This is a genomic window from Microbacterium sp. SORGH_AS_0969, assembly GCF_030818255.1.
Lineage (GTDB): Bacteria > Actinomycetota > Actinomycetes > Actinomycetales > Microbacteriaceae > Microbacterium.
The window spans coordinates 3,528,584-3,541,276 of sequence record NZ_JAUTAG010000001.1 but is presented as its reverse complement, the minus strand read 5'-3'; the positions used below and the strand labels follow the sequence as shown (position 1 = coordinate 3,541,276).

Annotated in this window: 11 protein-coding genes; 6 read left to right on the top strand and 5 right to left on the bottom strand. The window is 71.3% G+C overall.

The features are described from left to right. The first annotated feature begins 62 nt into the window (after window positions 1-62). From QE388_RS16575 to QE388_RS16565, 3 genes are read left to right on the top strand one after another with little or no spacing between them, the layout of a single operon-like run. Window positions 63-1,064, top strand: a complete 1,002-nt coding sequence (locus tag QE388_RS16575) for an alpha-ketoacid dehydrogenase subunit beta (protein WP_307386552.1) — start codon at window positions 63-65, stop codon at window positions 1,062-1,064. Between the two features lie 55 nt (window positions 1,065-1,119). Further along, window positions 1,120-2,718 (top strand): dihydrolipoamide acetyltransferase family protein, encoded by a 1,599-nt coding sequence (locus tag QE388_RS16570; RefSeq protein ID WP_307386550.1) that lies wholly within the window; start codon window positions 1,120-1,122, stop codon window positions 2,716-2,718. After that, window positions 2,715-3,875: an acyl-CoA dehydrogenase family protein gene (locus QE388_RS16565; protein WP_307386549.1), complete on the top strand. Its 1,161-nt coding sequence runs from the start codon at window positions 2,715-2,717 to the stop codon at window positions 3,873-3,875. Before QE388_RS16570 ends, QE388_RS16565 begins: the two co-directional genes overlap by 4 nt. An 87-nt stretch (window positions 3,876-3,962) precedes the next feature. Here QE388_RS16565 and QE388_RS16560 read toward each other — a convergent pair whose 3' ends face one another. Together QE388_RS16560 and QE388_RS16555 are read right to left on the bottom strand one after the other, a co-directional pair. Then, a complete protein-coding gene (locus QE388_RS16560; protein WP_307386547.1) occupies window positions 3,963-4,550 on the bottom strand; it encodes a histidine phosphatase family protein in 588 nt (195 codons plus the stop codon). Window positions 4,551-4,585: 35 nt separating this feature from the next. Beyond that, window positions 4,586-5,434 (bottom strand): Sir2 family NAD-dependent protein deacetylase, encoded by an 849-nt coding sequence (locus tag QE388_RS16555; protein ID WP_275797871.1) that lies wholly within the window; start codon window positions 5,432-5,434, stop codon window positions 4,586-4,588. Window positions 5,435-5,512: 78 nt separating this feature from the next. On the opposite strand from QE388_RS16555, the gene QE388_RS16550 reads away from it, so the two are divergent. Next, complete coding sequence (locus tag QE388_RS16550; protein WP_307386542.1) at window positions 5,513-6,715, top strand: amidohydrolase family protein; 1,203 nt, start codon at window positions 5,513-5,515, stop codon at window positions 6,713-6,715. A 223-nt stretch (window positions 6,716-6,938) separates the two neighbouring features. Continuing rightward, the gene (locus QE388_RS16545) at window positions 6,939-7,745 is read left to right on the top strand and encodes an RNA methyltransferase (protein ID WP_307386540.1); all 807 of its coding nucleotides are present in this window, start codon (window positions 6,939-6,941) and stop codon (window positions 7,743-7,745) included. A gap of 154 nt (window positions 7,746-7,899) precedes the next feature. Here QE388_RS16545 and QE388_RS16540 read toward each other — a convergent pair whose 3' ends face one another. Genes QE388_RS16540 through QE388_RS16530 form a run of 3 tightly spaced genes read right to left on the bottom strand, consistent with a single transcriptional unit; the run spans window position 7,900 to window position 10,035 of the window. Continuing rightward, window positions 7,900-8,661, bottom strand: a complete 762-nt coding sequence (locus QE388_RS16540; protein WP_307386538.1) for a hypothetical protein — start codon at window positions 8,659-8,661, stop codon at window positions 7,900-7,902. Next, window positions 8,658-9,170 (bottom strand): DUF3806 domain-containing protein, encoded by a 513-nt coding sequence (locus QE388_RS16535; RefSeq protein ID WP_307386537.1) that lies wholly within the window; start codon window positions 9,168-9,170, stop codon window positions 8,658-8,660. The genes QE388_RS16540 and QE388_RS16535 overlap by 4 nt, the downstream gene beginning before the upstream one ends. Window positions 9,171-9,174: 4 nt before the next feature. Beyond that, window positions 9,175-10,035, bottom strand: coding sequence for an SGNH/GDSL hydrolase family protein (locus QE388_RS16530; protein WP_275801725.1), 861 nt, complete (start codon window positions 10,033-10,035; stop codon window positions 9,175-9,177). Window positions 10,036-10,618: 583 nt separating this feature from the next. Between QE388_RS16530 and QE388_RS16525 the strand changes: the two genes are divergently transcribed. Continuing rightward, the gene (locus tag QE388_RS16525) at window positions 10,619-12,478 is read left to right on the top strand and encodes a DEAD/DEAH box helicase (protein WP_307387165.1); all 1,860 of its coding nucleotides are present in this window, start codon (window positions 10,619-10,621) and stop codon (window positions 12,476-12,478) included. Window positions 12,479-12,693 lie beyond the last annotated feature (215 nt).

The following is a 12,693-nucleotide window of genomic DNA, read 5'->3' as shown; positions in this document are numbered from 1 at the left end:
GGTGCCGCGATCAACACGGGGCTGTTCCGTGCGCTCGAGAACGACGACGAGGAGACCTCGCGATGACCGCTCTTACCCTCGGCGCCGCGATCAACGCGGGCCTCGCGAAGGCGCTCGAGAACGACGACAGAGTCCTGCTCATGGGGGAGGACATCGGCAAGCTCGGCGGCGTCTTCCGCGTGACCGACGGTCTGCAGCAGCGCTTCGGCGCGCAGCGGGTCGTCGACACCCCCCTCGCCGAGGCGGGCATCGTCGGCACCGCCGTCGGCCTGGCCCTGCGCGGATATCGCCCGGTCGTCGAGATCCAGTTCGACGGCTTCGTGTACCCGGCGTTCGACCAGATCGTCTGCCAGGTCGCCAAACTCCACTACCGCAGCAACGGACGGATCCGGATGCCACTGGTCATCCGCATCCCGTGGGCCGGGGGCGTGGGAGCAGCCGAACACCACTCCGAGTCGCCCGAGGCATACTTCGTCCACACGGCGGGACTCCGGGTCGTCGCCGCCAGCAACCCGCAGGACGCTCACGTGATGCTGCAGCAGGCCGTGGCATCCGATGATCCCGTCATCTTCTTCGAGCCCAAGCGCCTGTACCACTCGAAGGGCGAGGTGGATCTGGATGCCGCGCTCGCCGACGCCCCGCCGATGCACCTCGCCCGCGTGGCTCGCGAGGGGACCGACGCGACGATCGTCACCTACGGAGCGCAGGTGCGCACGGCTCTGGATGCCGCGCTCGCCGCGGAGGACGAGGGGATCTCGCTCGAGGTCATCGATCTGCGCTCGCTGTCGCCGATCGACATGAACACCGTCGCGGCATCCGTCCGCAAGACCGGCCGGGTCGTCGTCACCCACGAGGCGGCCCGTGAGGCAGGCGTCGGAGCGGAACTCGTCGCGAGCATCACGGAGCAGTGCTTCTCCTACCTCGAAACGCCCCCGCAACGCGTGACCGGGCACGACATCCCGTACCCGCCCTCGAAGCTCGAGAAGCACCACGTGCCAGACCTGGACCGGATCCTGTTCGCCGTGGACCGGGTCCTGGAGCGCGAGGAAGAGGTGTTGCGATGAACCGGGAATGCTGTGCTGAATCATCGTGTGTCGTCGAGGCGAAGGGGGGCGTTCGATGATCGCGGAGTTCCGCCTTCCCGATCTCGGTGAAGGTCTCCCGGAGGCCGAGGTCGTGCAGTGGCACGTCTCGGAGGGCGACGAGGTCGCCCTCAACCAGACGATCGCCGAGGTCGAGACGGCCAAGGCCATCGTCGAGATTCCCTCGCCGTACGCCGGCACCGTGCAGAACCTGCACGCGGCCGCGGGCGACGTCGTCGAGGTCGGCTCTCCGCTCGTGTCCTTCACGGTGGGGGCGGATGCCGAGAGCCCGAGCGCGGTTGAAACGTCGTCGCCCGTGGACCGTCAGGCGGAGTTCGTGGCCGACACGCCGGTGTCAAGCGCCGCCGAGCGGCGTGTCGCGGATGATCTCCGCACGACGGAGTCTGGCTCCCCGGCCGAGGGCATGGACCGTCCCGCGGAGTTCGTCGCCGACACGCGGATGTCCGGCGCCGCCGAGCGGCGTGTCGCGGACGATCTCCGCACGACGGCACCGGGGGAGTCCGAGAAAGCCACCCCCAATCTCGTCGGCTACGGGGCTGCACCCTCATCCGCGAGCCGCCCGCGGCGGCGAGCGCGCTGCGGGGCCACGGCGGTCCTCGACGGCGACACCGCCGTGCGAGAGGCTGCGCCGCACGACGTGCTGCGCACCGGGCCGATCGACCTGCCCCTCGAACGCCCGCGGTCCACGCCGCCCGTGCGCAAGCTCGCGAGAGACCTCGGCGTCGACCTCGTCGTCGTCGCCGCAGCCCACCCGGGGGAGACGGTGACCCGCGCGCACGTCGAGGAGTTCGCCGCCCGTACCCCCACGGAAGCACAGGTGCCCGGCATGGTCACCGACACCCTTCCCTTCGCGTCGACGGTCCCCCCGGCCAGACCCGCTTCCGAGCGTGCGCGCGTCACGCGCACGCCTATCCGCGGAGTGCGTAAGCACACCGCCGCCGCGATGGTGCAGAGCGCGTTCACCGCTCCGCACGCGACGACGTTCCTCACGCTCGACGTCACCGCGACGACCGAGCTGTTGGCATCCCTCAAGACCGATCGTGCCCTCGACGGACACCGCATCGGCGTGCTCGCGATCGTCGCCCAGGCGGTGTGCCTCGCGCTCGGGCGGACGCCCGCGCTGAACGCGAGATGGGACGAGACCGCGGGTGAGATCATCGAGCACCACTACGTCAACCTCGGGATCGCCGCGGCGACCGAGCGCGGGCTGGTGGTGCCGGTGATCCCGGATGCCGACACCCTCGGGCTCGTCGACCTCGCCGACGCGATCGCCGAGCTCGCCGCGACCGCCCGCGCGGGCCGGACGGCACCGGCCGCGATGACGGGCGGGACGTTCTCGATCACCAACGTCGGGGTCTTCGGAGTGGATGCCGGGACCCCGATCCTCAACCCCGGCGAGGCCGGCATCCTCGCGGTGGGTGCCGTGCGGCGCACGCCGTGGGAGCATCACGGCGAGATCGCGCTGCGCGACGTGTTGACGCTCAGTCTCTCGTTCGATCACCGTCTGGTCGACGGGGCCGAGGCGGCGCGGTTCCTCACCGATGTCGCCGGCGTGCTCCGGGAACCCGGCCGAGCCATGCTGTTCCCCCATCCTCGAGGAGGAGACTCCCTGTGAGCATCGACAGCCAGCAGGCGTTCACCGACGAAGAGCGCGAACTCGCCGCCATGGTCCGCGAGTTCGCCGACGACGTGATCGCGCCGCGTTCGTACGAGGCCGACCGCGCGCACGAGCTGCCGCTCGATCTCGTCGCGCAGATGGGGGAACTCGGTCTGTTCGGTCTGCCGTTCCCCGAGGAGGTCGGCGGTCAGGGCGGCGACTACGCGAGCCTCTGCGTCGCGATCGAGGGCATCGCGCGCGTCGACCAGTCGATGGCGATCACGCTCGAAGCGGGTGTCGGTCTCGGTGCGATGCCGCTGTTCCGCTACGGCACCGACGCGCAGAAGGCCGAGTATCTCCCCGACCTCGTCGCCGGGCGTGCGCTCGCCGGCTTCGGTCTCACCGAGGCCGAGGCCGGCAGCGACGCCGGGGCGACGCGCACGACCGCGCGTCTCGAGTCGGGGGAGTGGGTGATCGACGGGTCGAAGCAATTCATCACCAACTCGGGCACCGCCATCACCCGTTTCGTCACCGTGACGGCCGTCACCGGTCGCGCCGGGGACCGCCCCGAGATCTCGACGATCATCGTCCCCAACGGCACGCCCGGATTCACGGTCGGCCCCGCCTACGACAAGGTCGGCTGGAACGCCTCCGACACGCACCCGCTGACGTTCGACGGCGTCCGCGTGCCCGAGGCGAACCTCCTCGGCGAGCGCGGACAGGGTTTCAAGAACTTCCTCCGCACGCTCGACGAGGGCCGCGTGGCGATCGCGGCTCTGGCGACGGGCGCGGCGGAGGGATGCCTCGAAGCCGCCGTCGACTACGCGCGCAGCCGCACGGTGTTCGGCGAGCGCCTGTCGACGCGGCAGAGCATCCAGTTCCTCCTCGCGCGCATGCACGCCCGCGTCCACACCGCGCGCCTCGCGTGGGTGCACGCCGCGCGCCTCTGCGACGCGGGCAAGCCGTTCTCGGTGGATGCCGCGGTCGCGAAGATGACCGCGAGCGACGCCGCGATGGCCAACGCCCGCGACGCGACGCAGGTGTTCGGCGGCAACGGGTTCATCAACGAGTACCCGGTCGCGCGGCACTACCGCGACTCGAAGATCCTCGAGATCGGCGAGGGGACCACCGAGGTGCAGTTGATGGTGATCTCGCGGGCGCTGGGGGTGAGCTGAGAGCGTCGCGGTCGCGATGCTCGCGCGCAGGCGGCGCGCTCAGCTCGCGACGCCCGCGTTCGCGCGGCGCCGGCCCGGGGCGGCGGGTCAGCTCGCGACGCCCGCGTACGCGAGCATCTCCCAGCGGTCGCCGTCGAGGCGGAACGTCGTGGCCGAGCAGTTCGGCAGCCTCTCGCCCTCGCGGGGGAAGGCGCCGTCGGTGGCGAACATGATGACCTCGCGGATGAGCGCGCCGTGCGCGACAGCGATGACATCCGCTCCTTCGGGAGCGGATGCCACGGCCTCGGCGAGCGCGGCGAGCGCACGCTCCCGCACCACGGGCCACGTCTCGGCACCCGGCACGTCGGCGGCGTGCCACGGGCCGTACGTCTCGGAGAAGGTGGGGGCGTCCATACCCTCGGCGTCGCCGTAGGAGCGTTCCTGAAGTCCTGGCATCCGGCGGCTCACCGTGATGCCGAGGGCTTCGGCGAGGATGTCGGCGGTCTCTGCCGCTCGGGAGAGATCGCTCGAGACGATGACGACGTCGCGCCCCGCGTACTCGGCGGCCAGGGTCTCGGCGAGCTCGCGGGCCTGGGCGCGCCCGGTGTCGTTCAGGGGGATGTCGGTCGAGCCCTGGATGCGGCCCCCGGAGTTCCAGTCGGTCTCACCGTGTCGCACGAGGGTCAGGATCGTCACCTGTCGAGCCTAACCGGCGGTGGAGGGCGTGCGGCTCAGAGGAGACCCGGCAACCGTTCCGCGAACGCGCGCAGCACGGACGTCGTGCCTCCGTCGACCTTGACCGCGGCGCGGCGATCCGCGCGGGTCTCGCCGCGGTTGATGATGACGACGGGGAGGCGGCGTCGGCGCGCCCGCTCCACGAGGCGGATGCCGGAGTTCACCACGAGCGATGACCCCGCGATGACGAGCGCCTCGCTCGCGTGGACCAACTGCTCGGCCTCACGGAACTTCTCGACCGGGATGTACTCGCCGAAGAAGACCACATCGGGCTTCAGGGTGCCCCCGCAGACCGAGCAGACGGGGACGACGAAACCCTCGGCCGAGGTCGGGGTCACATCACCATCGGGGCCGAGCTCGACGTTCTCGGGGGCGGTGATCCACGGGTTCTCGGCCTCGATGCGCTCCGCGAGGTCGCGGCGGTCGAAGATCTGCCCGCAGTGGAGGCAGCCGATGCGGCGCATCGTGCCGTGCAGCTCCACGACCCGCCCGCTGCCCGCGCGCACGTGCAGACCGTCAACGTTCTGCGTCACGACGCCGTTCGACACCCCCGCCGCTTCGAGATCGGCCAGAGCACGATGGCCGTCATTGGGTTCGGCCGCGGCGAAGACCTTCCACCCCAGGTGGCTGCCCACCCAGTACCGGCGGCGGGCCTCGGCGCTGGAGAGGAACTGCTGCACCGTCATCGGAGTGCGGGTGGGAGCACCCTTTCCGCGGTAGTCGGGGATGCCCGAATCCGTCGACACGCCCGCGCCCGTGAGCACCGCGATCCGGCGACCCGCAAGCACCTCGACGGCCCGATCGATGGATGCCAAGGACTCGGCATCCTTCGTCGTGTCGGTCATGCGCACCTCCGTCGTATCGAGTCTAGGGCGGGGCGTCGCCCACCGGACGCGCACCCGAACGCCGTCGATACTGGAGGGATGAGCGCTCTCCCCCCACCCGCCATGCTCGACATCACCTGCCTCCGCCGCGTGCGACCGTGGGGCGGAGAGCCGGTCGACATCGCGATGGATGCCGGAATCATCACCGCCGTCACCCCCGCAGGGTCCGCGCCGATCGGCGTCCGGGAGTTCGACGGGCGGGGCCTCCTCGCACTGCCCGGCATCGTGAACGCCCACGCCCACGTCGACAAGTCGTGGTGGGGACTGCCGTGGCAGTCATACGGGGGCGAGGGCACCACCGAGGGGCGCATCCGCCACGAGCGGGCCGAACGCGACGCCCTCGGCATCCCCTCCCTCGAACGCTCCGCGCACGTCCTGCGCGAGTTCGTGCGTCACGGCACCACGGCGATCCGCACCCACGTCGACGTCGACACCGGCGTCGGGCTGCGCGGGATCGAGGCGGTCGAAGAAGCCGCCGCCGCCTACGAGGGCGCGCTCGACGTGCGGATTGTGGCGTTCCCGCAGGACGGCGTCCTGCGTCGCCCCGGCGTGCTCGACTCGCTGCGGGATGCCGCGACCCGGCCGAGCGTCGACGCGATCGGCGGGCTCGACCCCGCGACCATCGACCGCGACCCCGTCGGACAGATCGACGCGATCACCGCGCTCGCCGCCGACACCGGGGTGGGTGTCGACATCCACCTGCACGACCCCGCCGAGCTCGGCGCGTTCCAGATCGAGCTGCTCGTCGACCGCGCCGCGCGGCTCGGCCTGCGCGGCCGCGTGAACATCGCGCACGGCTTCGCGGTCGCCCAGCTGGAGCCCTCGCACCGTCGCGACCTGTTGGCCGCGATGGCGGAGGTCGGGGTCTCGATGACGACGGTCGCGCCCCTGCGGCTCCCGCAGCTGCCCCTCGCCGAGCTCGACGCCGCCGGCGTGCGCTTCGCGTTCGGCACGGACGGCATCCGCGACCTCTGGAGCCCCTATGGCACGGGCGACACGCTCGGCATCGCGTGGCAGTACGCGCGGGCGGCGGGACTCGTCCGCGACGAGGATCTGCTCCGCGTCGTGCGGCTCGCCACGACCGCTGCGGCGTGGGCGGTAGGGCGTGAGGTGCACGATCTCGAGGTGGGCGCCCGTGCGGACATCGTGCTGATGGATGCCGAGAACCCGATGGACGCGCTCGTCCGGCTCCCCGAGCGCGCCCTGGTCGTCGGCGGTGGGCGGGTGCTGCACGTCGCGTGAGCGGATCGGGCGCGTGCCCTCCCGTGGCGGGCGCTCCCGTTGTGCAAGGGCTCTCTTTCGTTGAGTGTCCACGAAACCCGGACGAATTTTCGAACGTTCCGGATGTTTTGGACACTCATCCGTCTGCGGCGACGAGCGCTGGCCGGGTGTCGCGGCACGGGCCGGGTAGGACACGGCGGGAGCGGGCGAGTCGGGTGCGCGCGAGGGCTGGCACGATGGACGGATGCCCGTCATCCCGCTCGACTCCGCCGACGACCCGCGCCTCGCCGACTACCGCGATCTCACGGACGTGTCGCTCCGGCGGGTGACCGAGCCCGCGGGCGGGCTGTACATCGCGGAGTCGTCGAAGGTCCTCGACCGCGCACTCCGTGCCGGCCACCGTCCGCGGTCGGTCCTCGTGCAGGAGAAGTTCCTCGCCGACGCGCTCGCCCTCGTCGGCGAGGATGCCGAGGTCTACGTCGTCCCGGCCGAGATCGCCGAGCGGGTGACGGGGTACACCGTGCATCGGGGGCTGTTGGCATCCATGCATCGCCCCGCGTTGGCATCCGTCGAAGAGGTCGTCAAGGACGCGCCGCTGGTCGTGGTGCTCGAAGACATCGTTGATCACACCAATATCGGGGCGGCATTCCGTTCCGCGGCGGCCCTCGGGGCGGATGCCGTGCTCGTGACGCCGCGGTGTGCGGACCCGCTCTACCGGCGGAGCGTTCGCGTCAGCATGGGGACGGTGTTCCAGGTGCCGTGGACGCGCCTCCCCGAGTGGTCGGAAGCCAAACCGCTCCTGCACGCGGCCGGGCTGCATCTCGCCGCCCTCGCCCTCTCGGACGACGCCGTCACGCTCGACGCCTTCTCCGCGGCGGGGCACGAGCGCGTCGCCCTGCTGATGGGCGCCGAGGGCGACGGACTGAGCCGTGGTGCGCTCGCCGCGGCCGACACGGTCGTGACCATCCCGATGGCCGGGGGAGTGGACTCCCTCAATGTCGCCGCGGCGAGCGCCGTGGCACTGTGGGAGCTGGGGCGCGGGAGGCGCTGAGGATCGCGCGTCCGGGCGTCGGGGGCTCCTCGAGGACGCGCTCCCGCATCGCGGGGCGCGCGCGCGAGCCCCGGGCGCGGACGACGATCTCGCGCCTCTCGAGAGGCGTTCCGCGTGCGAGAGGCGCTGCGGTCTGCGACCGCGGGGTGTCTTGCTACCGCGGAGCGAAACGAGCGGGAGGGTGCTCGGGGTCGGGGCCGTCTGCCTCGAGCATCGGTGGGGTTCCGATGATCGTGCGCTCGCGGTACCAACGCTCGGACTCCGCGGCGGCGCGCACACGGGAGTCGGGGTCGTTCTCCAGTGCGGCGATCACGTCGTCGGGCAGCTCGTGCTCCCCGGCGAGGAACCACCGGTCGACGACCGACCCGTCGCGCACCACGCGACGCGCACGCTCGTCGTCGCGGGGGAGCCCCTCGGACGGGGTGTCGGCGCGGTCGATGCCGAGGTGCAGATTCGCGGGGGCCAGAATCTTGCCCGGTTGATAGTCGGGCTGGATGTAGAGACTGACGACGACGCCGCCACCCTTCCATTCCAGGGGATGGAGGGCCATCCCGTCCCCCTCGGTCCACCGCACGTCGTCGAGGGTCCACTCCGACCAGTCGTCACCGTCGGTGTGAAACGCCCACCGCTCCGATTGAGAGGTGAGGAACGATGCCACGGCCTGCGCCCGTATGCGCACCTCGTCTTCCGCGCCCTCGAAGAACACCGACAGATTCGGCGCCCACGCGGACGACAGGAGATCCCAGTCGCCGGCCGCGAAGCGCCCACTTTCCACGTCGGGCGTCCACCCCGTGTCGGCCAGCCCCGTCGCGAGCGACTCGGCATCGCGCAGGAGGGTGTCGGCGTCGGCGGCGGCGAGCAGGGCGAGAACGGCTTCGGGTAGCTCGACGGTGGGGCGTCCCTCGACGTCGCTCATTGCGCCTGCGCCTCGCCGATCGCGGTCGCCACACTGCGGAACAGCTCGAGGACGTCGACGTCTTCGCCGGCCTCCATCCGCTTGGAGATCATGGTCATCGGGAACGCGAGGTCGTCGGGTCCGCCGAACCGGAGCGCAGCATCGCTCCCGAACTCGTCGTCGACCTGCACCCACTCCGCGCCGGTCACGCGGGCGAGGACGTCGCCGAACACGGTCCCCAGCGACTGCAGCTTCCACGTCTCGTCGGGGCGGACCTCGGCGACGAGAGCTGCGATCACCGAGAGCGCGGTGTGGTTGTCACTCCGGTCGAGCGGGGCATCGGCGCTCACCGACGTCCACACCCACTCTCGACGCGCGTCCATCTCGGCGGCGAGGTCGGCCGACAGAGGACCCGAGATCGGCCCCTCGGCCGGTGCCGTCGGCGGGACGGGCGAACCGACGGGCGGCGACGCCTGTTGGCCCTCGGGTCGCGCGCCGCCGAACAATCCGCGGAAGCCCTTCGAGGCCACGGCGTCAGACCTGCGTCCCGCGTGAGGCGGCGGCATCCGGACCCGGGGCGAGGGTCACGACGGGGAGCGGCTCGGGGCGCTTGGGATTCACGTGATCACCCGACGACTGGTGGCGCAGGCGCCGCAGTACCCACGGCACGAGATACGACCGCGCCCACACGAGGTCTTTCTCGCGCGCGGCGCGCCAGGTCGTCGCCGCGAGCGCCTCCGGCTGCATCGGCTGCAGGTCGTTCGGAACGTTCAGCGCCCGCAGCACCATGCGCGCGACCTCGTGGTGGCCGAGAGGGTTGTAGTGCAGGCGATCGTCGTCGAAGAAGCGCATGTCCTGCACCTCTTTCAGCCCCCACTGGTCGGCGACGACGCAATCGTGCGCATCGGCGATCGCGCGGATGTTCTCGTTGTAGATCGCGACCTTGCCCCGGATGCCGCGGAACACGGGCGTGAACTCCGTGTCGATGCCCGTGAACACGACGACGGTGGCGTTGTCGCGGCGCAGGCGGATGATGGCATCCTCGAACTGCTGGGCCACGGCATCCGGATCGGTTCCGGGGCGGATGACGTCGTTTCCCCCCGCGGAGAAGGTGATGAGGTCGGGCTTGAGCGCGAGGGCCGGCTCGATCTGGTCGGCGACGATCTGGCCGATAAGCTTTCCGCGGACGGCGAGGTTGGCGTAGGCGAAGTCGTCGACCTGCGTGGCGAGCACCTCGGCGACGCGGTCGGCCCAGCCGCGGTGGCCCCCGTCGGGGAGCGGGTCTCCGATGCCCTCGGTGAACGAGTCGCCCAGGGCGACGTAGCGCCGCCAGGGGTGCGGGCCGACGTTGTCGGGCGAAGACGAGGTGCGGGGCGAGTGCGGATCGAGTGTCATCGAAACCTCCGACCCCCAGGCTAACCCGGGCCTCCGACACGGCAAGGGGCGCATCCGGCGGGCGCGGCGCGGCGGGTACGCGCGGCGGCGCACCCATAAACGCGATCCACGCACAGAAACACGTTCTCCCCGCGTTTATGTGAGCGAATCGCGTTTATGGCCGGTGCGCGGGCCGATCCGTCCACACCCCGGCGCACGCCCGGTCGGCGGTGACCTATCGTTGATGTTCGCGCTCGCGAGGGATGGAGGTTCGATGCTGGAAGACGAAGCCCGCACCCAGAACCTGGAACACCCTCCGACGCCCGCCGATGGCGGCGCGCCCCTGAAGATCGCGAGCCCTGGCCCGGTTGCGAGCCCCGGCCCGGTTGCGAGTCCGGGCCCGGTGGCCAGCCCCGGCCCGGTCGCGAGCCCAGCCCTGGTGGCGAGTCCCGGCCCCGTCGCGAGTCCCGGCCCCGTCGCAAGCCCTGGCCCGTCGGCGAGCCCCGGCCCCGCTCCCGTGTCTCCCGCTGCCGCGGGCACCGAGCCCGCGGCATCCGCTCCCGTCGATCCCACCCACGCCACCGCGCCCGTTGCCGACCACCCGATGCCGGGCGATGCCCCGGCTCCGCTCGACGGCACCGAGCCCCACTTCGGGTCGTTCGCCGCCGAGCACCTCTCACCCTCGTTCCCGCAGCGTGCGCCCTGGGGAACCGCCCAGCGTCTGCGTGCGTGGCAGGCCGAGGCACTGGATCAGTACTTCGGCTCCGACGGTCCCGACGGTGTGGGCAAGGGTCCCCGCGACTTCCTCGCCGCCGCGACCCCGGGCGCCGGTAAGACCACCTTCGCCCTGCGCCTCGCGTCCGAGCTCATGCGTCGCCGCGTCGTCGATCGCATCGTCGTGGTCGCCCCCACCGAGCACCTCAAGTCCCAGTGGGCCGAGGCGGCCGCGCGGGTCGGCATCCGACTCGATCCGTTCTTCTCGAACCGCCACGCCACGCCCTCGCGGCAGTACCACGGTGTCGCCGTCACCTACGCGCAGGTCGCCGTCAAGGCCGAGGTGCACCAGCGACTGACGATGGATGCCAGAACCCTGGTCATCCTCGACGAGGTGCACCACGGCGGCGACGCCCTCAGTTGGGGCGACGCGCTGCGCGAGGCCTACAGTCGAGCGACCCGCCGTCTGCTGCTCTCGGGAACGCCGTTCCGCAGCGACACGGCGCCCATCCCGTTCGTCGAGTACCACCCGAACTCCAAGGGCATCCGCCTCTCCCGAACCGACTACGCCTACGGCTACAAACGCGCCCTCGAAGACGGCGTCGTCCGGCCGGTCTTCTTCCTCGTCTACGCCGGGCAGATGCGCTGGCGCACCAAGGCAGGGGAAGAGATGGAGGCCCAGCTCGGCCAGGACAACACCAAAGACATCACGTCCCAGGCCTGGCGCACCGCGCTCGATCCGAACGGCGACTGGATTCCCGCGGTCCTCCGCTCCGCCGACCGGCGCCTCACCGAGGTGCGAGAGACGGTTCCGGATGCCGGCGGCCTCGTCATCGCGACCGACCAGACCGCCGCGCGCGCCTACGCCGCCATCCTCGAGGACATCAGCGGCGAGAAGGTCACCGTCGTCCTCTCCGACGAGGCTGAGGCCTCCAGTCGCATCGAGGAGTTCTCCAAGGGCACGAGCCGCTGGATGGTCGCCGTCCGCATGGTGTCGGAGGGCGTCGACGTCCCCCGCCTCGCCGTCGGCGTCTACGCCACGAGCGCCTCGACCCCGTTGTTCTTCGCCCAGGCCATCGGCCGTTTCGTCCGCGCGCGGCGCCGCGGTGAGACCGCGAGCGTGTTCCTGCCGAACGTGCCGCAGCTGCTCGCCCTCGCGGGTGAGATGGAGGCCCAGCGCGAGCACGCCCTCGACCGCGACAGCGACGCGGACGACCAGTGGAACGCCGAAGAAGACATGATGGATGCCGCCGAGCGCGAGGACAAGGCATCCGACGCGCTCGAGCAGGAGTTCGAGTACCAGGCGCTGGGTTCGCTCGCGCACTTCGACCGCGTGATGTTCGACGGGCAGGAGTTCGGCCAGCTCGCGGTGCCCGGAACCATCGAGGAGGAGGAGTTCCTCGGCATCCCGGGTCTTCTCGAGCCCGAGCAGGTGCACGAGGTGCTCATGTCGCGCGCCACCCGGCAGTCGCGGCATCGCTCCACGCGCGAGGCGAACGAGAAGGAGAACGGCGTCGAACCGCCCTCCGTCGACGAGGGCGGGCTTCCCGCGCCTCTCCACCGCACGCTCAAAGAGCAGCGTCAGCTTCTCAACACGATGGTCGGTCTCTACGCGCGGCAGAGCGGCGAGCCGCACGGCCTCGTCCACGCCGAGCTCCGGCGTCTCTGCGGGGGACCTGCCGTGTCGCACGCAACCGTCGCGCAGCTGCAGGCGCGCATCGACCTGCTGCGCAAGCGCGTGCACTCCTGAACCCGGTTCGTGCTGTGCGCCGAGCGGCGGGTCGCCGCGACACGCTGACGCCGTGCGGTTCATCTGCAGGACCAGTGGGGCAGAAGTGCACTCGTGCGCGCTCGGCGACCATGCTCGACGGGATCGGTCATGCAGGTGTGCCGCGAGACGACTTCGCGCCGCCGAAATACTGGCATCTCCGCCGCGGCAGCCGCGGCTTTCCGGGCTTCGGGTCC

Excerpts from the sequence above, each read along its gene's own strand:
- QE388_RS16575 (WP_307386552.1), top strand. The coding sequence starts at position 63 with ATGACCGCTCTTACCCTCGGCGCCGCGATCAACGCGGGCCTCGCGAAG.
- QE388_RS16570 (WP_307386550.1), top strand. The coding sequence starts at position 1,120 with ATGATCGCGGAGTTCCGCCTTCCCGATCTCGGTGAAGGTCTCCCGGAG.
- QE388_RS16555 (WP_275797871.1), bottom strand. The coding sequence starts at position 5,434 with ATGACCGACACGACGAAGGATGCCGAGTCCTTGGCATCCATCGATCGG.
- QE388_RS16550 (WP_307386542.1), top strand. The coding sequence starts at position 5,513 with ATGAGCGCTCTCCCCCCACCCGCCATGCTCGACATCACCTGCCTCCGC.
- QE388_RS16545 (WP_307386540.1), top strand. The coding sequence starts at position 6,939 with ATGCCCGTCATCCCGCTCGACTCCGCCGACGACCCGCGCCTCGCCGAC.
- QE388_RS16540 (WP_307386538.1), bottom strand. The coding sequence starts at position 8,661 with ATGAGCGACGTCGAGGGACGCCCCACCGTCGAGCTACCCGAAGCCGTT.
- QE388_RS16530 (WP_275801725.1), bottom strand. The coding sequence starts at position 10,035 with ATGACACTCGATCCGCACTCGCCCCGCACCTCGTCTTCGCCCGACAAC.
- QE388_RS16525 (WP_307387165.1), top strand. The coding sequence starts at position 10,619 with ATGCCGGGCGATGCCCCGGCTCCGCTCGACGGCACCGAGCCCCACTTC.